24 protein-coding genes are annotated in these 23,596 nt (G+C 62.2%); 15 read left to right on the top strand and 9 right to left on the bottom strand.

Annotation, left to right across the window (positions count from 1 at the left end; translation table 11 throughout):
• Positions 1 to 263 precede the first annotated feature (263 nt).
• The 6 genes from FAZ95_RS28055 to gcvA all read left to right on the top strand — a co-directional run bounded on the left by FAZ95_RS28055 (position 264) and on the right by gcvA (position 8,722).
• Positions 264 to 3,470 carry an efflux RND transporter permease subunit gene (locus FAZ95_RS28055; RefSeq protein WP_137335731.1) on the top strand — a complete coding sequence of 1,069 codons (3,207 nt, stop codon included), beginning with the start codon at positions 264 to 266 and terminating at the stop codon, positions 3,468 to 3,470.
• Positions 3,460 to 4,638, top strand: a complete 1,179-nt coding sequence (locus FAZ95_RS28050; RefSeq protein ID WP_137335730.1) for an efflux RND transporter periplasmic adaptor subunit — start codon at positions 3,460 to 3,462, stop codon at positions 4,636 to 4,638. Before FAZ95_RS28055 ends, FAZ95_RS28050 begins: the two co-directional genes overlap by 11 nt.
• Positions 4,631 to 6,085 (top strand): efflux transporter outer membrane subunit, encoded by a 1,455-nt coding sequence (locus FAZ95_RS28045; protein WP_137335729.1) that lies wholly within the window; start codon positions 4,631 to 4,633, stop codon positions 6,083 to 6,085. Before FAZ95_RS28050 ends, FAZ95_RS28045 begins: the two co-directional genes overlap by 8 nt.
• Before the next feature lie 165 nt (positions 6,086 to 6,250).
• Positions 6,251 to 6,805, top strand: coding sequence for a carboxymuconolactone decarboxylase family protein (locus FAZ95_RS28040; protein WP_137335728.1), 555 nt, complete (start codon positions 6,251 to 6,253; stop codon positions 6,803 to 6,805).
• A gap of 107 nt (positions 6,806 to 6,912) precedes the next feature.
• Positions 6,913 to 7,659 (top strand): SDR family oxidoreductase, encoded by a 747-nt coding sequence (locus FAZ95_RS28035; RefSeq protein WP_137337635.1) that lies wholly within the window; start codon positions 6,913 to 6,915, stop codon positions 7,657 to 7,659.
• A gap of 106 nt (positions 7,660 to 7,765) precedes the next feature.
• Positions 7,766 to 8,722, top strand: coding sequence for a transcriptional regulator GcvA (gene gcvA, locus FAZ95_RS28030; protein WP_137335727.1), 957 nt, complete (start codon positions 7,766 to 7,768; stop codon positions 8,720 to 8,722).
• Here gcvA and FAZ95_RS28025 read toward each other — a convergent pair.
• Positions 8,682 to 9,677, bottom strand: coding sequence for a LysR family transcriptional regulator (locus tag FAZ95_RS28025; RefSeq protein WP_137335726.1), 996 nt, complete (start codon positions 9,675 to 9,677; stop codon positions 8,682 to 8,684). The genes gcvA and FAZ95_RS28025 overlap by 41 nt on opposite strands.
• Here FAZ95_RS28025 and FAZ95_RS40575 point away from each other — a divergent pair.
• The 6 genes from FAZ95_RS40575 to FAZ95_RS28000 all read left to right on the top strand — a co-directional run bounded on the left by FAZ95_RS40575 (position 9,676) and on the right by FAZ95_RS28000 (position 12,672).
• On the top strand, positions 9,676 to 9,801 hold the full coding sequence (locus FAZ95_RS40575) for a hypothetical protein (RefSeq protein WP_302674762.1): 126 nt from the start codon (positions 9,676 to 9,678) through the stop codon (positions 9,799 to 9,801). The two genes, FAZ95_RS28025 and FAZ95_RS40575, sit on opposite strands and share 2 nt — an antisense overlap.
• A gap of 311 nt (positions 9,802 to 10,112) precedes the next feature.
• A complete protein-coding gene (locus tag FAZ95_RS28020; protein ID WP_137335725.1) occupies positions 10,113 to 10,823 on the top strand; it encodes an SDR family NAD(P)-dependent oxidoreductase in 711 nt (236 codons plus the stop codon).
• Positions 10,824 to 10,887: 64 nt separating this feature from the next.
• Positions 10,888 to 11,118, top strand: coding sequence for a tautomerase family protein (locus tag FAZ95_RS28015; protein WP_137335724.1), 231 nt, complete (start codon positions 10,888 to 10,890; stop codon positions 11,116 to 11,118).
• A gap of 251 nt (positions 11,119 to 11,369) precedes the next feature.
• Positions 11,370 to 11,795 (top strand): VOC family protein, encoded by a 426-nt coding sequence (locus FAZ95_RS28010; protein WP_137335723.1) that lies wholly within the window; start codon positions 11,370 to 11,372, stop codon positions 11,793 to 11,795.
• A gap of 176 nt (positions 11,796 to 11,971) precedes the next feature.
• Entirely contained in the window at positions 11,972 to 12,232 is a 261-nt protein-coding gene (locus tag FAZ95_RS28005; RefSeq protein ID WP_175425790.1) for a hypothetical protein, read from the top strand.
• Positions 12,229 to 12,672 (top strand): hypothetical protein, encoded by a 444-nt coding sequence (locus FAZ95_RS28000; protein ID WP_137335722.1) that lies wholly within the window; start codon positions 12,229 to 12,231, stop codon positions 12,670 to 12,672. The genes FAZ95_RS28005 and FAZ95_RS28000 overlap by 4 nt, the downstream gene beginning before the upstream one ends.
• Positions 12,673 to 12,775: 103 nt before the next feature.
• Here the strand turns inward: FAZ95_RS28000 and FAZ95_RS27995 are convergent, their stop codons facing one another.
• Complete coding sequence (locus FAZ95_RS27995; protein ID WP_217497476.1) at positions 12,776 to 13,597, bottom strand: sulfite exporter TauE/SafE family protein; 822 nt, start codon at positions 13,595 to 13,597, stop codon at positions 12,776 to 12,778.
• Positions 13,598 to 13,917: 320 nt separating this feature from the next.
• On the opposite strand from FAZ95_RS27995, the gene FAZ95_RS27990 reads away from it, so the two are divergent.
• From FAZ95_RS27990 to FAZ95_RS27980, 3 genes are all read left to right on the top strand, one after another.
• A complete protein-coding gene (locus tag FAZ95_RS27990; protein WP_137335720.1) occupies positions 13,918 to 14,625 on the top strand; it encodes a response regulator in 708 nt (235 codons plus the stop codon).
• A 56-nt stretch (positions 14,626 to 14,681) separates the two neighbouring features.
• Entirely contained in the window at positions 14,682 to 16,448 is a 1,767-nt protein-coding gene (locus tag FAZ95_RS27985; RefSeq protein WP_137335719.1) for a sensor histidine kinase, read from the top strand.
• Positions 16,449 to 17,118: 670 nt separating this feature from the next.
• The gene (locus FAZ95_RS27980; protein ID WP_137335718.1) at positions 17,119 to 18,096 is read left to right on the top strand and encodes a LysR family transcriptional regulator; all 978 of its coding nucleotides are present in this window, start codon (positions 17,119 to 17,121) and stop codon (positions 18,094 to 18,096) included.
• Between the two features lie 199 nt (positions 18,097 to 18,295).
• Here FAZ95_RS27980 and FAZ95_RS27975 read toward each other — a convergent pair whose 3' ends face one another.
• The 7 genes from FAZ95_RS27975 to FAZ95_RS27945 all read right to left on the bottom strand — a co-directional run bounded on the left by FAZ95_RS27975 (position 18,296) and on the right by FAZ95_RS27945 (position 23,551).
• Complete coding sequence (locus tag FAZ95_RS27975; RefSeq protein WP_137335717.1) at positions 18,296 to 19,573, bottom strand: MFS transporter; 1,278 nt, start codon at positions 19,571 to 19,573, stop codon at positions 18,296 to 18,298.
• 139 nt (positions 19,574 to 19,712) lie between these two features.
• Positions 19,713 to 20,600, bottom strand: a complete 888-nt coding sequence (locus tag FAZ95_RS27970) for a LysR family transcriptional regulator (RefSeq protein WP_137335716.1) — start codon at positions 20,598 to 20,600, stop codon at positions 19,713 to 19,715.
• Between the two features lie 146 nt (positions 20,601 to 20,746).
• Positions 20,747 to 21,172 carry an organic hydroperoxide resistance protein gene (locus FAZ95_RS27965; protein ID WP_137335715.1) on the bottom strand — a complete coding sequence of 142 codons (426 nt, stop codon included), beginning with the start codon at positions 21,170 to 21,172 and terminating at the stop codon, positions 20,747 to 20,749.
• A gap of 90 nt (positions 21,173 to 21,262) precedes the next feature.
• Complete coding sequence (locus FAZ95_RS27960; RefSeq protein WP_254700316.1) at positions 21,263 to 21,493, bottom strand: 4-oxalocrotonate tautomerase; 231 nt, start codon at positions 21,491 to 21,493, stop codon at positions 21,263 to 21,265.
• A 76-nt stretch (positions 21,494 to 21,569) separates the two neighbouring features.
• Entirely contained in the window at positions 21,570 to 22,568 is a 999-nt protein-coding gene (locus FAZ95_RS27955; RefSeq protein ID WP_137335714.1) for an NAD(P)H-dependent flavin oxidoreductase, read from the bottom strand.
• Between the two features lie 194 nt (positions 22,569 to 22,762).
• Positions 22,763 to 23,224, bottom strand: coding sequence for a MarR family winged helix-turn-helix transcriptional regulator (locus FAZ95_RS27950; protein WP_137335713.1), 462 nt, complete (start codon positions 23,222 to 23,224; stop codon positions 22,763 to 22,765).
• Positions 23,225 to 23,341: 117 nt separating this feature from the next.
• Positions 23,342 to 23,551: a hypothetical protein gene (locus FAZ95_RS27945; RefSeq protein WP_137335712.1), complete on the bottom strand. Its 210-nt coding sequence runs from the start codon at positions 23,549 to 23,551 to the stop codon at positions 23,342 to 23,344.
• Positions 23,552 to 23,596 lie beyond the last annotated feature (45 nt).

Raw genomic sequence — 23,596 nt, 5'->3', positions numbered from 1 at the left:
TTTCAATCACTGCTAGCGGGTGCAACTCGGACATCGCGCAACCCGGTGATCGCACTGTACTTGCTCAGAGCCAGCGCCTTGAACCGGCTCCACGTCAAAACTATTGTTCGCGCGAGGCAAAAGTCGCCGGGTAACGCATTAGCGGCTCAATGATCGGCCGCGAATGTATCTCCGTTGGTTAAGAGAGTGTTAACCAACTCACGGATTGTTCTCCCGCCTCCCGCAAGCGCATGCTTCGGCCAACTCCGAGATTGGGAATTTTCATGGTCGGCATCGTTCGCATCGCGTTGAAGAAGCCCTATACGTTTGTCGTTCTGGCGATCTTCATTCTTATCGTCGGTCCGCTCGCGGCCCTTCGTACACCCACAGACATTTTTCCCGACATCAAGATCCCCGTGATCGCGGTCATCTGGCAATACACGGGGCTGCCGCCCGATCAGATGGAAGGCCGCATCACGGCGCCGTTCGAGCGCGTCTTGACGACGACCGTCAACGACGTCTCGCACATCGAAGGCAGATCGATTACGGGCTATGGCGTCGTCAAGATTTTCTTCCAGCCGAGCGCGGACATCCGAACCGCGAACGCGCAGGTGACGTCGATCGCCCAGGTGATCCTCAAGCAATTGCCGCCCGGCGCGACACCGCCGCTCATCCTCAGCTACAACGCGTCGACGGTGCCGATCATTCAACTCGCGCTCTCCGGCAAGGGGCTTTCCGAGCAGAACCTCGCCGATCTCGGCCTGAATCAGTTGCGGCCGATCCTGACGACCGTCGAAGGCGCGGCGCTGCCCTACCCCTATGGCGGCAAGTCGCGGCAGGTGCAGATCAACATCAAGCCGTCGGCGCTCGAGGCGCGCGGACTCTCCGCGCAGGACGTCGCCAACGCACTGGCCGCGCAGAACCTCATCACGCCGGTCGGCACCGAAAAGGTCGGCGACTACGAGTACACCGTGCAGTTGAACGACGCGCCGTCGTCGATCAGCGCGATTGCCGACATGCCGGTCAAGTCGGCGAACGGCACGACGGTCTACATGCGCGACGTCGCCGACGTGACGGACGGCAGCCCGCCGCAGACCAACATCGTGCACGTCGACGGCAAGCGTTCGGTGCTGCTCACCGTGCTGAAGAACGGCTCGGCATCGACGCTCTCCATCATCGCGGGCATCCGGCAGAAGGTCGCCGATGCGAAGGCGTCGTTGCCGGACGGCTTGCGTATCGACGCGATCGGCGATCAATCGATCTTCGTGCGCTCGGCGATTTCCGGCGTGGCACGCGAAGGCTTGATCGCCGCGGTGCTGACGAGCCTCATGATCCTGCTGTTCCTCGGCAGCTGGCGCTCGACGATCATCATCGTCACGTCGATTCCGCTCGCGGTGCTCGGCTCGATATCGATGCTGTCGCTGCTCGGCGAGACGCTGAACATCATGACGCTCGGCGGACTCGCGCTCGCCGTCGGGATTCTCGTCGACGACGCCACGGTGACGATCGAAAACATCAACTGGCACCTGGAGCAAGGCAAAGCCGTCGACAGCGCGATTCTCGATGGCGCCGCGCAGATCGTCACGCCGGCGTTCGTCTCGCTGCTTTGCATCTGCATCGTGTTCGTGCCGATGTTCTTTCTCGATGGCGTGGCGCGCTTCCTGTTCGTGCCGATGGCAGAGGCCGTGATCTTTGCGATGGTGTCGTCGTTCATCCTGTCGCGCACGCTCGTGCCGACGATGGCGAAGTCCCTGCTCAAGCCGCACGCGCATGACGATGAACACGCGAAGCCCGCCGAGACCGCCAATCCGCTCGTGCGCTTTCAACGCGGCTTCGAGGCGCGTTTCGAGCGCATCCGCACCCACTACAGCGTGATTCTCGAACGGGTTTTGAAGCATCGCCGCGGCTTCGTCGCCGGGTTCTTCGCGTTCGTCTCGATGTCGTTCGCGCTGGTGCCGTTTCTCGGGCGCAACTTCTTTCCCGATGTCGACGCCGGGCAGATCCTGTTGCATGTGCGTGCTCCGGTCGGCACGCGCGTCGAAAAAACGGCGGAGATCTTCGCGAACGTCGAAAAGCAAATCCGCGCGACGATCCCGCCGGCCGAGCTCGGCACGATCGTCGACAACATGGGCATTTCGATCAGCGGCTTGAACACCGCCTACAACAACACCGGCACCGACGGCTCGCAAGACGGCGACATCCAGATCTCGCTCAACGAAGGCCATCGCCCCACCGCGCAATACGTGCGCAGGCTGCGAGAAGCGCTGCCGCTGGCGTTCCCTGGCGTCACGTTCTCGTTTCCGCCTGCGGATATCGTCAGCCAAATCCTGAACTTCGGCTCGCCCGCGCCGATCGATCTGCAGATTCGCGGCAAAAACCTGCCAGCGGATTTCGCCTACGCGAACCAGTTGCTGCGCCAGATCCGCCACGTGCCCGGCATCGTCGACGCGCGCATCCAGCAATCGCAGGCCAATCCGCAGTTCGACGTCGACGTCGACCGCACTCAAGCGCAGCTGCAGGGCGTCACCGAGCGCGACGTGACCAACAGCCTCGTCGTGCACATGGCGGGCTCCGGTCAGGTGGCCCCGACGTACTGGCTCAATCCCGCCAACGGCGTCGAGTATCCGATCGTGCTGCAAACGCCGCAGTACGGGCTCGATACGCTGCCCTCGCTCGTGAACCTGCCCATCACGGGCCAAGCGGGCGCGGAAGCCAACGGCGGACAAATCCTCGGCGGCGTGGCAACGATTCATCGCACGGCGAGCAACGAGGTCGTCAGCGACTACAACATCCAGCCGATGGTCGAGATCTTCGCCACCACGCAGGGACGCGACTTGGGCGCAGTGGCGTCCGGCATCCAGCACATCCTGTCCGCCAACGCCAAAGACGTGCCGAAGGGCGCCAAGGTCGTGCTGCTCGGCCAGGTGCAGACCATGAACGGCGCGTTCAGCGGGATGCTCTTCGGCCTGCTCGGTGCGGTGGTGCTGATCTACCTGCTGATCGTCGTCAACTTCCAGTCGTGGGCCGATCCGCTCGTGATCGTCACCGCGCTGCCCGGCGCATTGGCCGGCATCGTCTGGATGCTGTTCGCGACGCACACCACGATGTCGGTGCCCGCGTTGACCGGCGCCATCATGTGCATGGGCGTGTCGACGGCGAATGCGATTCTCGTGGTGAGCTTTTGCCGCGAGCGGCTCGCCGCGCACGGCGATCCCTTCAAAGCGGCGCTGGAAGCCGGCGCCACGCGGTTTCGTCCCGTGCTGATGACCGCTCTGTCGATGATCATCGGCATGGCGCCGATGGCGCTCGCCCTCGGCGAAGGCGGCGAGCAGAACGCGCCCTTGGGCCGCGCCGTGATCGGCGGCCTGCTGTTCGCGACGGCCGCCACGCTGTTGCTCGTACCCGCCGTCTTTTGCATCGTCCATTCCCGCCCGGGTCGATCGTCTTCGACCTCCGCTCCGATTTCCCGAGGTCCTGCTCATGTCGTCTGAACCCACATCGCGCTCTTCTCTGCCGCAACGTCAACTCACCGTCGCCGCGATGGCAGGGACCGCCGTCGCCATCGTCATCGTGGCCGCGGGCGCCGCGGTGCGCGTGAAAGATGCGCACCAGCTCAAGAACTGGACCGAGGCGCAAGCGGTGCCGACCGTGAGCTGGATCGCTCCGGCCAGGCCCGCATCGGGCGGCCTGCTCGATCTGCCCGGACGTCTCGAGGCGTTTACGGACGCGCCCATCTATGCGCGCGTCAGCGGCTATTTGAAATCATGGCGCGTCGATATCGGCGACCGCGTCAAGGCCGGAGAAGAACTCGCCGTCATCGATACGCCGGAACTCGACCAGCAGTTGAATCAGGCGAAAGCCGACCTCGCGAGCGCACAAGCCGACGCGTCCCTCGCGAAAACGACCGCCGACCGCTGGCAGGCCCTGCTCGACTCCGACTCGGTCTCGCGCCAGGAGGTCGACGACCGCACACAAGACTATGCAGCCAAAAAGGCGCGCGTCGTCGCGGCACAGGCGAACGTCGAGCGTCTCGTTGCCACGAAAGCCTTCGCGAAGATCGCCGCGCCGTTCGACGGCGTGATCACCGCGCGCAACACCGACATCGGCGCGTTGATCAACGCGGGCAGCGGCAGCGAGGCGCAGCTCTTTTCCGTATCGAACGTGGACAAGCTGCGCGTTTACGTGCACGTGCCGCAGGATTACGCACCGATGGTCAAGCCTGGCGACACCGCGACGTTCAACGTCCCCGAGTACCCCGGCAAGCGCTTCACGGCGAAGGTCGCCGGTCTCGCCGATTCGGTCAGCGCGGCATCGGGAACGACGCTCGTTCAATTGATGGTCGACAACCCCGGCCACCTGCTGCTGCCGGGCAGCTTCGTCAATCTGCACTTTGCGCTGCCGGTACAGGCCGGCGCATTGCGGGTGCCCGCAAGCGCGCTGATATTCGACAATCGCGGGCTGCGCATCGCGACGATCGACGACCATGACAACGTGCGATTCAAGCCTGTCGCGATCGAGCGGGACTTGGGCAGTGCGGTGGAGATCGGCTCGGGATTGACGGCGAGCGACCGCGTCATCGACACGCCGCCCGACGGCCTCGCCGAAGGCGATCCTGTCCGCGTCGCGAGTGCCGGCAGCAAGGCAGCGAAACATGAATAAGGCCCGTACTGCCGTCTTGCTCGCCGGCGCCGCCATCGTGTCCTCGTGCTCGCTCGCGCCTCGCTACGAGGTTCCCGAGGTACCGGTCGCGCAGGCGTATCGAACGCAGGGGCCGTGGACGACTGCCGCTCCCGCCGATCAGCTCGATCGCGCCGGATGGTGGACGCTCTATCGCGAGCCTCAACTCGACGACCTCGAGCAGCGCCTGATCGCCAACAATCACGACCTGCGCGCCGCGTACTTTCACTACGTTCAGTCTCAGGCGTACGTCGAGCAGGTCAGCTCGCAACGCTATCCGCAGGTATCGGCTGCAGGCAACGTGCAGCGCGAGCGCGAATCCGACACTCGCCCCCTGCGCAGCCCGACCGCGCCCGCCGACTACAACTCGGCCACGCTCGGCGCCCAAGTCGACTATGAAGTCGATCTGTGGGGACGCGTGCGCGATTCCATCACCGCGGGCAAGGACGAAAGCGCGGCAACGAAAGCCGACCTCGCTTCGACGCAATTGAGCCTCGAAGTCGAACTGGCGCGCAGCTATCTCGATCTGCGCGGCTTCGATCAGCAAATCCATTTGCTCGAAGGCACCGCGCAGGCTTACCAGAAAGCGCTCGAGCTGACCCGCACGCTGCACGGCGGCGGTGTCGTATCCGGGCTCGACGTGGCGCGCGCGCAAACGCAACTGTCGTCGGCACAGTCCGACCTCACGCAAGCCAGGGCCAAGCGTGCGCTGCTCGAGCACGCCATCGCAGCGCTTGTCGGTGCGTCGGCGTCGGACTTCCGGATTGCACCGGGCATCGATCCGGTCGCGTTGCCCGCGATTCCCGTCGGCGTGCCTTCGGCGTTGCTGCAGCGGCGCCCTGACGTCGCCGCCGCCGAGCGGCGCGTCGCCGAGGCGAATGCCGAAATCGGCGTGGCGCGCACGGCGTATTTCCCGTCACTCACGTTGAGCGCCCAAGGCGGCGTGCAGAGTTCGGTGTACGCCGATCTGCTCAGTGCGCCGAGCGCGTTCTGGACGATCGGGCCGACGCTGGCGGTCTATCTCTTCGACGGCGGCAAGCGGCGCGCTCAAGTCGAGTCCGCGAAGGCGGCCAAGTCGGAGGCCGGCGAGCGCTATCGAAGCGTGGTGCTCGCTTCCTTCAAGCAAGTGGAAGACGACTTGACGCTGCTCACCGAACTGGGCACCGCGACGGCTCAGCAGCAGGACGCCGCGAGCGCCGCCGATCTGTCGGTCGATCTCGCGCTCTCGCGCTACCGGCGCGGTGCGGTCAGCTACCTGGACGTCGTCGAGGCGCAATCCGCCGCGCTCCAATCGGAACGCAGCGTGATCGAGATCCAGACTCAGCAGCTCGATGCGAACGTCGATCTCATTCGCGCAGTCGGGGGTGGATGGAGCCAGGATGACCTCAAGTCGGCGGACGTGGCCGAGCCCTTTGCGAAGGGCGTTTGAGGGGCCGGCTCCTGTTGAAAAAAGCCGAACTAGATTTTCTACGCCGCGCCGCGAGATCTTCTCATTTGTTCCCCGTCGTTCGAAAAGCCATATTGCATGCACCGAGGACGCACAACAGCTCTCGGTCACTTGCGACACATTTTCACTTCCGTTAGGAGAACCCTGATGTCCCGTATTCCGACCCCCTCCACGATCGACGCCGCACCTGAAGCATCCCGTCCGCTGCTCGAAGCCGTCAACAAACAGCTAGGCGTCGTGCCGAACCTCTTTCGGCTCGTTTCCAACAGCCCGGCAGCGCTCGATGGCTATCTTGGCCTGTCCGCTGCCCTGGGAAAAGGCACGCTGGGTGCTCAAACGAGCGAGCGCATCGCGCTGGCTGTCGCCGAGATCAACGGTTGCGACTACTGCTTGTCCGCTCACGCCTACCTGGCGAAGAACCTCGCGAAGCTCGACGATGCGGAAATCACCACGAACCGTAATGGCGGCTCGAATGATCCGAAAGCCGATGCAGCCGTGCGATTCGCCGCGACGGTGGCGCGCGAGCGTGGCCACGTGACGGACGCAGACGTGCGTGACGTGAAGGCGGCCGGCTACACGGATGCAGAGATCGTCGAAATCGTACTGAGCGTCGCGCTGAACGTATGGACGAACTACGTCAACGTGGTCGCGCAGACGGATATCGATTTCCCGGTCGTACGCAACAAGACCTTCGCCGTCTAACGCCGATTGGGCCGTGCAGGCCACATGGCGTATTCAAGCCTTTGGCTGGTACGGCCCATCGTCAACTCGACAACGAACGGTTCTCTCCATCCTCGAAGGAGATTGAAATGAAGCTGCAAAACAAGGTTGCGCTCATCACTGGGGGCACGTCGGGCATCGGCCTGGAAACCGCTAAGCTGTTCCGCGCCGAAGGCGCGAAAGTCATCGTGACCGGGACGAACCCGGAACGCCTTGAAGCCGCGGAGAAAGCATTGGGCGGTGACGTACTGGTCCTGCCGGTTGACCTGCGCCACCCCGCTGAAATCGAGCGCGCGGTCTTGGAAGTCAGTGCGAGGTTTGGTCGCATCGACATCGTCTTCGCGAACGCAGGCGCGGCCACGGCTGCTCCGCTGGAAGCCATCACGCCGGAACAGATCGACGAGCAATTCTCACTGAATTTCAAAGGCCTGTTCTTCACCATCCAGAAGGCGGCTCCCGCTATGCCGAAGGGCGGCAACATCGTCGTGACCACGTCGTTCCTGAACACTGTCGGCACGCCGGGGCTGTCGATTCTGTCGGCCACGAAGGCGGCGGTTCGCTCGCTGGTCCGCTCCATCGGCGCTGAGCTCGCACCGCGCGGCATCCGCGTGAACGCAGTCAGCCCGGGCCCGATTGCAACGCCCTTCCACGGTAAGCTGGGTCTGACGGTAGCGCAATTGTCGGAGACCGCTGCTGCGATCGAGGCGAAAGTGCCGCTGCAACGCTTCGGCGAAGCCGTCGAAATCGCGAAGACGGCGCTGTTCCTCGCGAGCGACGATTCGTCGTTCACAACGGGCGCGGAATTCGTGGTCGACGGCGGCTTGTCGCAATTCTAAAGACCGCGCAAGCACAGGCGCCCCGCAAACGGCTGCTTCGGTTGACGACGCCACGGGGCGCTGGGAAGATGGGTCCGTCGGACTTGAACGCAGCCAGCCCAGGTCAATGCGAGCACCGAATCATCTGAATGCACTTCGCGCCTTCGAAGCCGTCGCACGCCATTTGAACTACGCGGCGGCTGCTGAAGAGCTGAACGTGACGCCTGCGGCCGTCGGCCATCTCATACGCGGCCTGGAGGACACACTCGACGTCGAGCTTTTTCATCGCTCGACGTCGGGGCCCTCCCGGCTTGTCCTCACGGATGCGGCAAGGTCGGTGCTGCCTTCGCTTCAGGCCGGCTTCGACCTGCTGTCCGAGGCTGTCGAAGCACTCAAGGCCAGCAAGTCGCGCATCGCCTTCACCGTGACAGTCCCAGTCGCCTTTGCGGACAAGTGGCTGTTGCGGCGCGTTGAGCGGTTTCAGCAGAAACATCCGTACTACGACCTGCGCATCGACACCAGTAACCGCCTCATCGACTTCACCGCCGACCGGATTGACGTTGGCATCCGATATGGCGCGGGTGCATGGCCGGACCTCGTTTCGACCTTCCTCATGCGCGACGAATTTTTCCCGGTGTGCAGCCCTGCCTTGCTGAATGGCGAGCATCCACTGAAGGCGCCTTCCGACCTGAAGCATCATCTGCTCGTCCACGACATCTCGATGCAGACCTTCAGCGCCTTTCCGACTTGGCGGTCCTGGCTTCAGAAAGCAGGATGCCGAAATGTTGTCGACTGCAACCGCGGCCTGCAGATCAACGATTCCGCAGCGGCGCTCCAAACGGCAATCTCGGGAACCGGTGTTGCACTGGGCAGGACCACGCTGGTCGAACACGACCTTGCGGAAGGACGGCTCGTGCGCCCGTTCGAAGAATCGCAGACCTGCGAACTCGCGTACTACCTGGTTCACAGGAAGGAAAGCGAGCATGCTGCGCCCGTGCTTGCCTTCAAGGAGTGGTTGATTTCAGAGGCCGGATTGGTTTCGCTCACGAAACCAGCTTCAGCGGCGGGGCCTCGGCCACACTAGCCTGCTCGAACTCGCGCTGCTTCGAAACGCCCTGAATCCCCACGTCTTCGACGCCTGTCGTCTCGGCAAAGCGCTCGCGCAAAAACGTGATCCACGTCTTGATCTTTGCGTCGAGGAACTGTCGCGAAGCATAGATCGCGAAAACATTCAGCGGTTGAAGCTGGTACTCGGGCAACACGCGCACCAGCGCCCCCGATCGCAGTATCGATTGAATCGTGAACAGCGGCAGCGCGCCGATTCCCATCCCCGCTTGCACCGCCACCGCCATGGCATCCGGGACGTTCACTTTGAATCGTCCGTCGGGCAGCTTGAATTCGCGCCGCCCGTTCGCGCCCTCCAACAACCAGTGGTCTGGCGAGAGTGGCGGGCAACCTACCTGCAAGCAGGTGTGATGCTCCAAATCCTCGATCTTTCGCGGCATGCCGTGCTTCTCGAGATAGCGCGGGGACGCGCAGAGCACGAGAGAAAGCGTGCCGAGCCGATGCGAAATGTACGCGGAATCCGGCAGCGACTCGGGCACGACTCTCAACGCGACGTCGTAGCCTTCCTCGATCAGATCCGGAACGTTCTGAGAGAGCGTCAAGTCGACCGTGACGGACGGATACCGCTCCTGATAGTCGGCGATGGCGGGAATCAGATAGCGCTGCCCCAAGCCCGCGAGTGCGTGGACGCGCAGCGATCCGACGGGCTTGGCGTGCACACCCGATGCCTCCACCTCGGCCAGTGCAATGGCGTCCAAGATCTGCTGGCACCGCTGCAGATATCGCTCGCCGGCGGGGGTCAACGCAAGACGCCGGGTCGTTCGATTCAGGAGGCGGGTGCGCAGATGCGTTTCGAGTTCGGCAACCGACCTCGACACATAAACGGTTGTCCGATCGAGGCGCCGTGCTGCCGCGGTAAAGCTACCGGACTCGGCGACCTCGGCGAAGATCTTCATGTTGCGGAGCGTGTCCATGGCTGTCGAACCCTCCCTAGCGGCAAATTCCAGCGAATGGTGCCTTAAATTGAAAGCCGCCGTAGATACCAACACGCGCGTCATGGTCTGCGCCGCTTTGAATTTCGAATGGAAGCACGCTTGAAAAAATCGCGAAGGCCAAGCCAGGCTTGCCTCTTCGGCGCGACGCCGGCTCATATTTTCCATCGCGGAAAAATTCGCAAAGATGCGATGCCCCAAGGAAACGGTAGCTTGCGATAGCGAACGAGATGGCTCGCTTCAGACGATCGGAATGCGCGCCTGCCTCTGACGGCACGCCCATTTGTTACATCGACGCAAGACTGTTTGTCCCCTCCGGGTATTCGTACCCGGCGTGAACAAGCCTAAATTTGGCACCCATCGGAGCAGCGATTCCGAACAGGTTCAAAGCTAAATTTTCCTACTTCGAGGTTACCTATGAGCAATTCGCAAAAAGTCGCCATCGTCACGGGCGCATCGCAAGGCATCGGCGCGGAAACGGTCAAGGCGTTCCGCAAGCTGGGCTACAACGTCGTCGCCACCGCGCGCAGCATCAAGCCGTCCGACGATCCCAACCTCGCGACCGTGGCGGGCGACATCGGCGATCCGGCGACGGCCCGCCGCGTCGTCGAGGAAGCCATCAAGCGCTTCGGCCGCGTGGATACGCTCGTCAACAACGCCGGCATCTTCATCGCCAAGCCGTTCACGCAATACACGCCGGAAGACTACGCGGCGATCACCAACGTGAACCTGTCGGGCTTCTTCTACGTCACGCAGCTCGCCATCGCCGAGATGGAGAAGAACAAGAGCGGCCACGTGGTCAACATCACGACGACGCTCGTCGATCACGCAGTCGACGGCGTGCCGTCGGTCCTGGCATCGCTGACGAAGGGCGGCATCGCAGCCGCGACGCGCTCGCTGGCGATCGAGTACGCCAAGCGCGGCATTCGCGCGAATGCGGTCGCGCCGGGCATCATCAAGTCGCCGATGCACCCTGAAGAAACGCACGCTGCGCTCGGCGCGCTGCATCCGATGGGCCACATGGGCGAGATGAGCGATATCGTGAACGCCATCGTGTATCTGGATACCGCGCCGTTCGTGACGGGCGAAATCCTGCACGTCGACGGCGGTCAGAGCGCCGGCCACTAAGCACCCGACGCGGAGCGCCGCTTGCCGGCGCTCCCTTCGTTCATCGCGTTTCAAGGAGAGCCAAATGCCGATCGTCACGATTCAAGTTACCCGCGAAGGAACCCAGCCCGGCACCGATTCGGTTACCGCAGACGAAAAGGCCCAACTCATCAAGGGCGTGAGCCATCTGCTGCGCGACGTGCTGAACAAGCCGGTCGAAGCCACCTTCGTCGTCATTGAAGAGGTGGAGAAAGAAAACTGGGGCTGGGGCGGACTACCGGTCGACGAGTATCGCAAACAGCGAGCATTGAAGTAGGGAATCTCAACCGGCTATCACCCTAGCCGGTTGAGCGGCAGCCTGCGAGATAGCGCAGCCACGAGCTGAGGCATCGCGGCTGCCTATTCGCTTTTGTGCACGCTCAATCGACGTCGCATGAGCTGCTACGACGTTGTTGGTCTGATGCATTGAATTAAGTCTATGCTTCGCATGGCGGGCGGGTAAGCGTCCCTCGAAGAAAGCAAGTCGCGAACGCCGCTACCGCTGTCACCGAATTGGAGAACTGGAAAATGACCGCTAAACCGCTGACGCTCGGCCTCGACCATATCGGACTGAGCGTGCGTGATCTGAGCCTCACTCGCGACTTCTTCGTCAATTGCCTCGGTTGGAAACAGGTCGGCGAGCGCCCCGCCTACCCCGCCGCTTTCGTGTCGGACGGACACGCCGTGCTGACGCTCTGGGAAGTCAAGAATCAGGACCAACGCGTGGAGTTCGACCGCAAGACGAACGTCGGTCTGCATCACCTCGCATTGCGTGTCGGCTCCGAAGAAGCGCTCAATGAAATCTTTGCGCAAGTGTCCCGGTGGCCGGGCGTCAAGGTCGAGTTTGCGCCGGAGAATCTTGGCGATGGGCCCAAGCGGCACACGATGATCTATGAACCGGGCGGCATCCGCCTCGAGTTCGATTTTGATCCACGTATTCAAGCAGCGGCCTAACAGCCTGACGGGGGGCGCTAGCGCGCCCCCGCATTTTCCGCCCGGGCCATACCTGGAACCTGGTAGGTGCCACCCCATTTACCAAGTTCCAGGGATTGCAGCTACGCACCCGCCGGACCCACACTGCGACCGTTTGCCGATGATAGAACACAACACGCAGCGCAACGGGGCCGTGCATGGACCATCATTTCATCGAGAAGGAAATCGCGCACCTCGAACGGGTGATCACGCGCATTTCCGCTGCCGACCGTATCCCGCTGTCATACTGGCGCGCACGTATCAACGAAATCGGCACGGCGAGGCTTGCCGTTGAGCAACACCGCCGCTGGTGTCGCCTGCAGGAGACGTTGCGGCAGATCGAGGCGCTGCATGCGCACGAGCCCGCCGATATCGAGAACGTTGGGCCAACGCGGCAGAGCCGTCGCACCAGCGTATGACGGCGATTGTAGCCATCCTTCCGGAGCTGATTCGACTGCACGAAGTGGTGCATCGCTGTGCTTATCCGCCGGACGATCTGGATGACGCGGTGTATCAGCGGCGCCTCGACGATGTGTCGGACCAGGCGATCAAACTGAGCATCGCGTCCCACTCGCGTCGACCGCTCATGCCCATCGGCATGGCCCGGAAGCTCGACGCGCTCAATTCGCGACTGGCCATGATCGCTACGTCAAGCGGCCACGAGCCGGCAGCGCTTGCGGGCGCCGGCTCCGATCCTGATCTGCCGGCATGGCCGGTTGGAGGCAGGCTCTTGGTCACCCGCGCTCACCTGATCGCCCTCGAACAGGAGGTGCGTGCTTTGGTGGGCGAGATTGCCGAGTCGGGTCCCTTTGTCGGGATGAGCTCCGTATGCCACGGTCGACAGAATTCAAACGAATAGAACTGACCGGCCATTGGCCGCCACCACGCGAACGCTGCGCTGTTCCTTTTTTGCCGGAAGTCGCATTGCCGTGCATAGCGGCCTGCCAATGACCGGAATTCCACTAGTGCGCCAGCAGTGCAAGCGCTGTACCGATGCCTAGTGCGCCCAATCCTTTCGAGAAAATTGCGCAACCCGACGTGCCGAGCAGCGTGAAGCAGATGCGGCGAAAATTCATATCCGAAAGCGACTTGTAAATGCGCACGCCCAGCAATGTAGAGGGCAGGACGATCACCACGGCAGTCGCGAACAGGCTCCAGAAACGGGCGTCAAATGTCGAGGGATGTTGTACTGCGAGCATGCAGAGCGAGACCAGTTGCATGGCAAAGATATAAGGCTGCACGATGGCTCGTGACTCTTCCTTGGGCAGTCCGCTGCGGCCAATCCAGATCACCACCAGCGCCCCGGGAAAAGCCGTGAATCCGCCAATGACGCCTCCCAGCAATCCCACGAGAACGGATGACGGCCATCCACCTGTATTCGGACGCTGTTTCGGGCGCCTGAAGATCGAGTAGCCCGCATAAGTGATCAGAAAGGCACCGAAGCAGACCATCAGCACGGGTGTCGGCAGGGAATGCAAGATCTCGAGGCCGAGAGGAACACCAAGCAGGCCGCCGAGAATATACGGCGCGGGTCCGTTCGGCCACCACTGCCGTAGCGGCTTCATGTCGCTGCGGATCTGCTTTAGCGACATCAACTGGTTTGCCGACGACAGGGCCATCAATAACGGAATTCCCAAGCTAGGCGGCAGCAGCCACAAGCTGGCAGCGCCTATCGCCGAAAATCCAAACCCCGACAACCCGCTGGTGACCGCAGACACCGAGAGGATCATCATTAGAATGACGACGCTGGTATAGCTCAACTGAAATGACTCTGAAAGACTCATTACGCTCCCCATTTGCTTTTAAAAGTTGGTTCTAGATGTAGTTCGAATTGAAGTGCTTTTGATTCGGCTTGCTGTGGAAGCCGCGTGGTGTGCTTTACCCAGTCTCACCAACGCAGGCGAAGCGGATTTAACTGCCCCGTTATCGACGCAGCAATACCTGGAATCAGGTAGCCTCCCGCCGCCCGGCTCCAGGCCCATCTCGCGCTCATTACCTGATTCCAGGTATATTTTTTTGCTCGCCGTTATGACACGCTTGCGGACACAATCGGCGCTATGCGCTCAAGACAAAACCACCGGGACACACCCGTCAACCTCTCCGCATGAACCCATCGCTTCCAGGCTCGCCCGAATCCATGCTTCCCGGCCCCTTGCTGGTCGTCGAAGACGAAAAGCTGATGCAAGTCCGGCTGCGCGCCGTCTTGCTGACGCTCGGCTATACCGACGACATGCTTTCGTTTGCAGGAAGCATTGCCGAGGCCAACGCTCTACTGAACGAGCAACCGTTCGCCTTCGTTCTGGTCGACGTGGGGCTTCCGGACGGCAACGGCATCGACCTGATCCGCTCGCTCCATGAGCGAGACGCCGCACTACCCGTTCTGGTAATCTCCGCGTGGAGTACGGAGCAGGTGATCGTCACCGCCTTGCGTGCCGGCGCCACCGGTTATGTGCTCAAGGAGCGCGACGACATCGAAATATCGCTGTCCATCCGCAGCGCGCTACGCGGCGGCGCTCCGATCGATCCATTCGTCGCCCGACGCATACTCGAACTCGTCAGTCTGGATACCCCCCGCGCAGTTGCAGGAGAAGAGAAGGTCTCGCGTTCCGGCGCGGCGCCGACGCTGACTGCCCGCGAGATCGAGATCCTGACGCTGGTAAGCAAGGGCCTGACCAACCGGGAAATTGCGGAGCTGTTGTGTTTGTCCAAGCTGACCGTGGAGTGCCACATCAAGAACATCTACAAGAAGCTGGCGGTCAGCTCGCGCACGCAGGCTGTCTTCGAAGCGCGCGCGCATGGCTTCTTGCCCTGATATGGGCGCTCGCCCTGCAAACCGGCGCCTGGGCCGCGGAGCCGGCTCAGGGCGCCATGCGCGTCGAGGCGGCGCGGTCCACATGGCTGGCCGATGCTCCGCCGGCCTCGGGATGGGTCTCCGTCTCGCTGCCTGACGACTGGTCAACACGCTGGCCCGAATTCGACGGCGTCGTCTGGTACCGGCTGACTTGGCAGCAGCCCAAGCCTGCGGCCCCGGTCGCTGTCATGCTCGATTACTTGAATATGGCGGGCGCCGTCTATCTCAACGGCGAGCTGCTGACGCGCGACCCGCAACTCGTCGAGCCGTTGACGCGCACGTGGAATACGCCGCGTTACCAAAGCCTGCCGCCATCGCTGCTCCGTGAAGGCAGCAATACGCTGTTGCTCCGGGTCTCGGGTCTGGCGGCATACCAACCGGGGCTGGGCTGGGCGACCATCGGCGACGCCACGACGCTTCAGAAGCGTTACGACGCCGCTTACCGGCTGCGTCATGATCTGGAGCTGTTCGGCCTCTCGATCACGGCGACGCTCGGCTGCTTCTTCCTTTCGCTGTGGCTGATGCGCAGGCAAGACGCGACATACGGCTGGTTCACGTTGATGTCCCTGGCGTGGGGCGTCGTGGCGCTCAATCAGGTCGTGAGCAGTCCATGGCCGTTCGCGACGACCGATGCGTGGGAACAGTCGACGCTGATCGCACTGTGCATCTACAGCGCCGCCTTCACGATGTTCATCGTGCGCTTCTGCGATGCGCGGCTGCCGCGCGCCGAATTCGCCGCCTGGCTGCTCGTCGCGCTGAGCACGGCTGCCTTGCTGGCCGTGCCTCATCGCTATGTGCCGATCGCCCGGACCGTCGTCGCCGTTACGCAGGAGGTCGGCTTCCTCGCGACGTGCTGCGGTTTTCTCTATTTCGCATGGCGCGCGGGACGTACCGAGCACCGCATGCTGTCCTTGTGCATCGTGACCTACATCACGGCGTCGATACACGACTTGCTCTCGTTCATCGGCGTGCTCACCGACAACCACTACTACACGCCCTTCACTTCCCAGTTCCTGACGATCGGCATGGCGCTGGTGCTGGGCTGGCGATTCGTTTCGAACCTCCGGCGCATCGAGCGATTCAATCAAGACCTGGTCGTAGGCATCGCGGATGCGAAAGCCGAGTTGGCATCGACGTTGGGAAAACAACACGAACTCGAGGTGGCCAACGCCCATCTGAACGCCCGGCTCAATCTCGCGCACGACCTGCACGACGGGCTCGGCGGCATGCTCGTCAGCAGCATCACCACGCTCGAGCTAGCGCCCCATGCGATGCCGCCGCAGCGTTTTCTGTCGATTCTCAAGGAGCTGCGCGACGACCTGCGCATCATCATCGATACGGCCTCGAGCGAAAACGTCGGCGAACATTCGCTCGCTCAGCAAATCGGTCCGCTGCGGCACCGCCTGACCCGCCTGCTCGAAAACCAGGATATCGAGTGCCGATGGCAAATCAGCGGCGTGGAAAACTGCTATCTGCGGGCCTCGCAGACGCTCGACATCATGCGGATCGTGCAGGAAGCCCTGACGAACGTGCTCAAGCACAGCCGCGCGCAGCACGTGAGCATTGCCGTGTGCCGCGACGAAAACGGACTCCGGCTCGTGGTGGAAGATGACGGCATCGGCCTGAATGCCTTCAGCACCGGACTGCCTCACGGCACCGGGATGCGCAGCATGCGGAACCGGGCACGGCGCCTCGGCGGAACGTTCGACATTCAGCGCACGGCCGATAAGACCTTGCTGTCGGTGCACGTTCCGCATCTTGCCTTGGATAGGTCTCCTGCTTAAATTTTGGGCTTGAGGCGCAGTGGACCGGAAAATTAGGCGCCAAATTAGCTACCGAAATACCGGTTGCAGAAGCCGGCCGGGCCAACGCATTCATCGCCGCGAACCGCATTTCGATTTGCGCCGTGACGCAGGAACGAACTCCAACGATGGCCGCTTTGGCCTTCGCTCCTTGCGGATGCCGTCTGTGCTGCCACAGTCAGCGCTTGCGAACCGTTATCCGATCCGTTCGATTGTGCAAACGCCGTTGCGGAAAGCGAGCAAGCGGCAGCGATAGCAACAGAGGCGATGAGTGATTTCATGACTTTCTCCAAGAATCCAAGTTGTGCCGCGAATCGGTTTCTGCGGCGGTGATTGGATTCTAGTTAGGGTTTTCCCCAGGATTAAGCCCCAAACACTCAAAAATCTCTTTACCGAACTCTTCTGCTTCGGCAGAAATTCGTTATCCGAATCATCTGTCACTTCCGTGCCATGTTGCTGCCACACACAGCCGATCACGTGAATGCCGTTGACGGTCCCTCACGGCTGCGTTACATACACGATTAGAAAGACTACGGCCAACCGCTATCACTTCCAGTGATAGCCCTATCGAAACAAACCGCGCATTCACCTCCCCATGTGTTGCTAAAGTGATTCCATCTCAGTCAGGCAACAATCGAAGTCGAGGTGAGAGATGGACCAGCTTTACGTATTGAGAGCGTTCGTCACCGCAGCGAGGCTCCGCAGCTTCAGTAAGGCGGCCGCCTCGCTGGGCGTCACGACCGGGTCCATTTCGAAAGCCATCGCCAAGCTCGAAGCCGCCATCCAAACCCGCGTGCTTCACCGCACGACGCGTTCGGTCACGCTGACCGAGGAAGCGCAATCGTATTACCTGAGCTGCTGCCGGCTGCTCGAAGAACTCGATGAGGCGAACCGCCGGATCACGCAGGAACGGGAGGTCGATAGCGGCAAGCTGCGCCTCGTGGTCCACCCCATGCTGGTCAGCGAGACGTTCTCGAAGTTTTTGTCGAACTATCGAGCGATTGCGCCCAATGTGAACGTCATGGTTTCCGTGCAAGAGGGGGCGGTCAATCTCTACGCCGGACACTTCGACATGGCAATTCTCCCGCCCCACCAAGTGGAGCAATCGGCCGTGATCCGCAGAACCTTGTCGAAGTCCGCGAGGGTGCTGGTCGCCGCTCCTGGCTATCTCGGCAAGTACGGCAAACCGGCACGCGCAGCCGATCTCTCCGCGCATTTCTTGTTGCTGCCGCCTCAATCGCGGCAGCGCGGCACCCACTTCATCGAGCTGCTTGAAAACAGCGAGCCGGTGAAGGTCATTCCGATGTCATCGATGGACGGCAACGAAGTGCTCCTGCGCGCGGCAGCACTGACGGGCACCGGTATCGCGGAGCTGCCTGAAGCAATGGTCCGCGAAGACGTTGCGATGGGCCGTTTGGTCCCGGTGTTGCCCGGCTGCTCGACATCGGACGGCAATGTCGAAATCTGTTTGTTCTATTCGCATCGAGAGCTGCTCCCGGCACGGTTCAGGACCTTCGTGGATTTTTGCACCGAGTTCTTCCGCCGAGATAGCGCCACTGCCCGCGCGGAATCGATCGCAGCGGCACCCGAGACACGCCGGCGCAAGGCCGCCGAGCTCGTCGCCGCCTGATCGCCGCAAGACCCTGCCTTGCCAGCGAGGGCGCCCGTCGCGAGACGGCGCCCTCGCCGTGCTTTGCGCACTCGACGCGCAGGCAACGAGCGAAGCGCTTCCCCGATAAACGCATCGCCCCGCCTTGACGGCTGATGTCCAGCAGCGTCAAGGCGGGGCGATCGAATTCGAAGCATCAGGCAGGCGTTCAAGCAGGCGTTCAAGCCGCCGTCGTCGTCTCCGCTTTTTGCTTGGCCCACTTGTCGAGCACGGCGCAGGCGACCAAGAGCGCACCTGTCACGAAGAACACATAGCGCATGCCGAAATGCACGCCGATCGCCCCGCCGATCAGCGGGCCGATCACCTGCCCGGCGTATTGCGACGACTGCAGATAGCCCAGCATCTTTCCCGATTCGCGCTCGTGCACGGCATGGCGCACGAGCTTGGCGATGGACGGCAACAGGCCCGCCAGCGTCATGCCCATCAACCCGCGCAGCGCCGCGAGCTGCCACCATTCGGTCACGAATGCCTGCGGGATCATCACGAGACCCGTCGCGACGAGACAGCCGATGATGACGTTCCAGCCGCCGATACGATCGGCCAGCGCGCCGAGCCGCGCCGCCATCAACATGCTGCCGAATGCGGAGCACGCCATCACGATGCCCGCAATGGTGGCCAGCCGGTTATGCGCCACGCCCAACTGACCGATATAGACCGTGATGATCGGCTCGATCGACATGTTCGACAGCAGCACCATCGTTGCCGTGACGAGCAGCGCGGCGAGCGCAGGGTAATTGCGCTTGCCGCCGGATGCAGCCGCCTGAGCTTGCTTGGCCTTGAGCTCCGGCCGCAAGCTGAAGTCTTCGCGAACCAGCGCGATCGTCAGGATCGCGGCCACCGCGATCATTCCGCCTGCGGCAAAGAAGGCGCCGCGAATGCCGATCAGATTCGGCAGCACGCCGCCGATGAGCGGGCCGACGAGATTGCCGGCCAGCACGCCCGTCGAAAGCACGCCCAGCGCCCAGCCCGACCGCTCGGGGGGCGCCTGCGTACCGATCATCACGATCGAGGCCGATGCGTATCCGCCGATCAAGCCGGCCGCGAATCGCAGCGCCACGAGCTCGTAGACGTTGTGCGCGAGACCGATCGTCGACATGACGACGGCCATGCCGACCGCTGCGCGAACCAGCATCGGCTTGCGTCCATAGCGGTCGGCCAATTGCCCCCAGATCGGCGCGGTGAGCGCCGTGCCCAGGAACGTCACACCAAACGCCACGCCCGACCATTGCACGACCGCGGATGTCGAGGTGACGCCGAGCTGCTGCACATAGAGCGGCAAAAACGGCAACAGCATGCTCAAGCTGACCAGCGTCGTAAAGGAGCCGAACACACAGACAATCAGATTCCGTCGCCAATACGGCGCATTGCGCGCCGCGTAAGTGACCTTCTCGGCATGCGGCGCTGCCGATCGCGGGAGGGCGGTGGTGGCGTTTTCCATGGCAGTTGCGAGTCTCGCTAGAACAATCATTGACGATCATTCTAGGGGCGGCATGCAAGGAAATCGTTACCCGCCGGGAACAAGTGCTTTTCCTGGTTCGGGTCAATCTGAATGGACGAGACGGAAGAATTCGCGAGGGCTAAGCGGCAACCATGCGCGGGCCGAACTCGGAACGCGCCACATCGACAAATGCGCGCATCGCGCTCGATACGTAAGCGTCGTGACGTCGAATGAAGAGCGTTGCGACTTGCGCCTTTTCAGGCGCGATCGGATGAATGCCGACGAGATCTTGAGCCGCTGCATTCGCCACCACGCCGCGCGGCAGCAGCGTGATTCCGATCCCGGCAGCCACGCACGCGATGATCGCGTCGAGCGAGCCGAATTCGAGCGGCGTCGCAGTGAGGACGCCCATTTCCGCAAGCAAGGCTTCGAGCCGCTGACGATAGGAACAACCCATGCGAAAGACGATCGTCTTGAGATCTTTGACCGACAGGATCGACTCCAGCGAACGCAAGGTGCGCGGCGTGACCAGCACCAGTTCCTCTTGAAAGATCGTCTCCGTATGCAGGTCCGGATGGTCCACCGGTCCCGCTACGAATGCGCCGTCGAGCCGGCACTCGGCGACATCCGACGTCAGGCTGCAACTCGTGCCGGTGGTCAGTGACAACTGCACCTGCGGATGCATTCTCGCGAAATTGCTGAGGATGGGAGACAAGCGCAGCGCCGCCGTGGTTTCGAGGGTGCCCAATATGAGCGCGCCGCTGGGTGGGCCGTCGTCGAGCGCGGCGAGCTTGGCGTCCGCCACGAGCTTCGCGATACGCGCCGCGTAGGGCAGCATCCGCTGCCCCGCCGGCGTCAGGCTCACGCCACGCACGTGGCGCTGAAAAAGCGCCACGCCGACCTCTCTTTCCAAGGATCGGATTCGAGCGGTGACGTTCGATTGAACGGTATGCAGTTCCGTGGCCGCGCGGTTCATGCTTCCATGACGGGCCACTGCCTCGAATACCTTGAGGTCGGCAACATCCATGCTTCGCACCTCGATGCAGTCAGCGCAAGTATGACGCTCATGCTACACCAAAGCGAAATCAGGCATTGGCCGGAGACATGCGCCGGCCGCCTATGGGAAAGGCGGCCAGCTGCGGATAAAGCAGGAAGTTGGCTTGGACGAGCGGCTTAAACGAGCGTCAGCGTCACGTCGATGTTGTTGCGCGTCGCGTTCGAATACGGGCACACGACATGCGCCTTGTTGATCAAGTCCTGGGCGGCATCGCGCGGCATGCCGGGCAGCGAGATCTTGAGCTCGACTTCGATGCCGAAGCCATTGGGAATCGCGCCGATGCCGACGCTGCCGTTGATCGACGCATCCGCCGGCATCGCGATCTTATCGCGCGCGGCGACGAACTTCATCGCACCGATGAAGCACGCGCTGTAGCCGGCCGCGAACAGCTGCTCGGGATTCGTGCCATCGCCGCCCTTTCCGCCCAGTTCCTTCGGCGTGGTCAGGTGCAGATCGAGCTTGCTGTCGGGGACCACTGCGCGGCCGTCGCGGCCGCCGGTGACTTGCGCCTGAGCTCGGTAGAGAACCTGTTCGATCGACATTACACACTCCTTTAAAGGTGTTTTAGGCACCCCGCACTGCCGAAAGGCGCCTAAAAGTTCAAGGACTCGGGTTGACATCCAGCCGCGCAATCAGTTCGTCTTTACCTTCCTGAAGTCCTCGCCGTTGATGCGGCTGGAAACGCTGATACTTTCAGCCGGATGTTCACGCACGATGACATTGATGATCTTCGGGTCCGATCCGATCGAATCGTGCGTGACCTGGATGATATCCCTGATGCGCTGTTCGCGTCGTGCCGGGCAATGCGGCGATCGCGCACCCGAGGCTATCGAGGATGTTCCGCTTGAAGACGTCGCGCGCATGTGGCGTGAGATGCGTGGCGTGCGCGTCGTAGGCAAACTTGCCGATACGCTGCGCGGTCGTGGGTGTGCTCACGGGTTAAGCCTCATGCCGCTGCGTGGATGGCTTGGACACCTTGGACGAGGAATAGCCAAGAATGTCGCGCATTTCCTCGACGACATTCATGACGATCGTCTTGGCCGGCAAGACCTCATGGATCAATCCCGCGGACTCGCCGGCGATCACGGCAGCCGTGTCGTAACGATGATTGGCGCGAGCTTCCTGGTAGCGAGGTTGTTCGACATGCAATTGCTGCAGCAGCTCACGCTCGCGCCCATACCACTTGTCCGAAAACGCGTTGCGCAGCACGCGGCCCGAATACGGCGACGGCCATACGTTGTTGCGGGCCATGTCGAACAGAATGCCTCGTAGGGTTTCCTCGCCGCCACGGCACGCGACGATGCGCCGCTTGGCATCGTCGTCGCCGAGCGCTTCCTCGCTCGCATAGAAACGGGTTCCCATCGCGATGCCCGCAGCGCCGAGCGCGAGCGCCGCCGCGAAGCCCCGGCCATCCGCGATGCCGCCGGCGGCGACGACTGGCACTTTGTCGCCGACTGCGTCGACGGTAGCGGGAACGAGCGAAATCGTGCCGCACGCAATGCCGTGGCCGCCGGCTTCGGCGCCCTGCGCGACGATGATGTCCGCGCCGTAGTCCACGGCTTCGCGCGCCATGGCGGCGGTTTGAACCTGGCAGATCGTGAGAATGCCGGCCTTCTTCGTCTTCGCGATATGCTCGCTGGCATCGCCGAAAGAGAACATGATTGCGGCCGGTTCGTGTTCGAGGCAGACGTCGATCAGATGCGGCTGGCGCGACAGGCTCCACGTAATGAACCCCACGCCGACCCGCGCGCCTTGCGCCGCGGCAAACTGCTCGCGCAGCCACGCCTCGTTGCCGTAGCCGCCGCCGATCATGCCAAAGCCCCCTGCCCTCGTGACAGCGGCGGCAAGCCGGCCGCCTGCGACCAGATCCATCGGCGCAAGCAATACCGGATGTTCAACGCCGAGTTGCCGTGCGAGCTGCTCGTATCGCTCAAACATCTTCGTCTCCTAATCGTCGAGATAGATCGCTATCTCTGATTGAATGCCCGTCCGACAATACTGATGCATCGAACCCGGCATTTGAAACGATTTGTTGAGATAGCAGCAATCGCTCCGACAGATAGCTAGGGCCTGGTCACGCCAATTGGCGTGACCAGGCCCTATCGAACGAAAACTGGCGCGCGACAGTGCGCTTACTCTTGGTTCCGCACGGACTGGATGAGGCTGTTGCGCAGCGTGACGATCGCGTTTTGTACCTTGGGGAATTCTTCAGGCGTCAGGCCGCAAGCGTCCACGATGTCCATGGACAGGCCCTTTTCGCGCAAGCGCCGCCCGGCCTTCGTCAGACCGACCAGCACTTGACGCTCGTCCTCCGGATCGCGCTGCCTGTGCAGATAGCCCATCGCTTCCAGCTTCTTCAGGATCGGCGTGAGCGTGTTCGACTCGAGAAACAATTTTTCGCCGAGACTGCCGACGGTCTGATTGTCTTCCTCCCACAGCGCAATGATCGTGATGTATTGCGTGTACGTGAGGCCGAGCTCGTCGAGAATCGGCTTGTACGCCTTGCCGAAAGCGAGATTCGCCGAATAGACGGCGAAGCATAGAAAGTCGGACAGCTTCAAAGCCGCTGCTTCTGCGGTGTCGGTGGATTTCATCTGTGTCCTCGCTTGCCCACACTCGGTGGGAACCTTATCAAGGACACATTATATAGATCGGATGCGATTTAGTCGCAAGTGCGTTAAATCTGGAGCCGAACTTCCACGGCGTCTGAATCAGTCGTCAAGATCCGCCGGCGAAAACGGACTGTGAGTATCCATCCAGTCATACGATTCGCTGTGATGCGCCCATGCCCAATTCCTGGCAATCGCTTTCTTCTCGATCATCGCTTGCGAGACCTCGCTCGATGCCGTTTTTGTCCCGCGCCGGACACTCGACCCGCCTTGGGCCTCGATATTCAGATAATTCGAAGAGTCCTGTTTCATCGTCCTTTCCTCTGCAGAATCCGCCATGACGTCCCGTGTTCGACG

The organism is Trinickia violacea (assembly GCF_005280735.1).
GTDB classification, from domain to species: domain Bacteria; phylum Pseudomonadota; class Gammaproteobacteria; order Burkholderiales; family Burkholderiaceae; genus Trinickia_A; species Trinickia_A violacea.
Note: the sequence above shows the minus strand (reverse complement) of the source record. Positions and strands in the feature narration are given on the sequence as shown.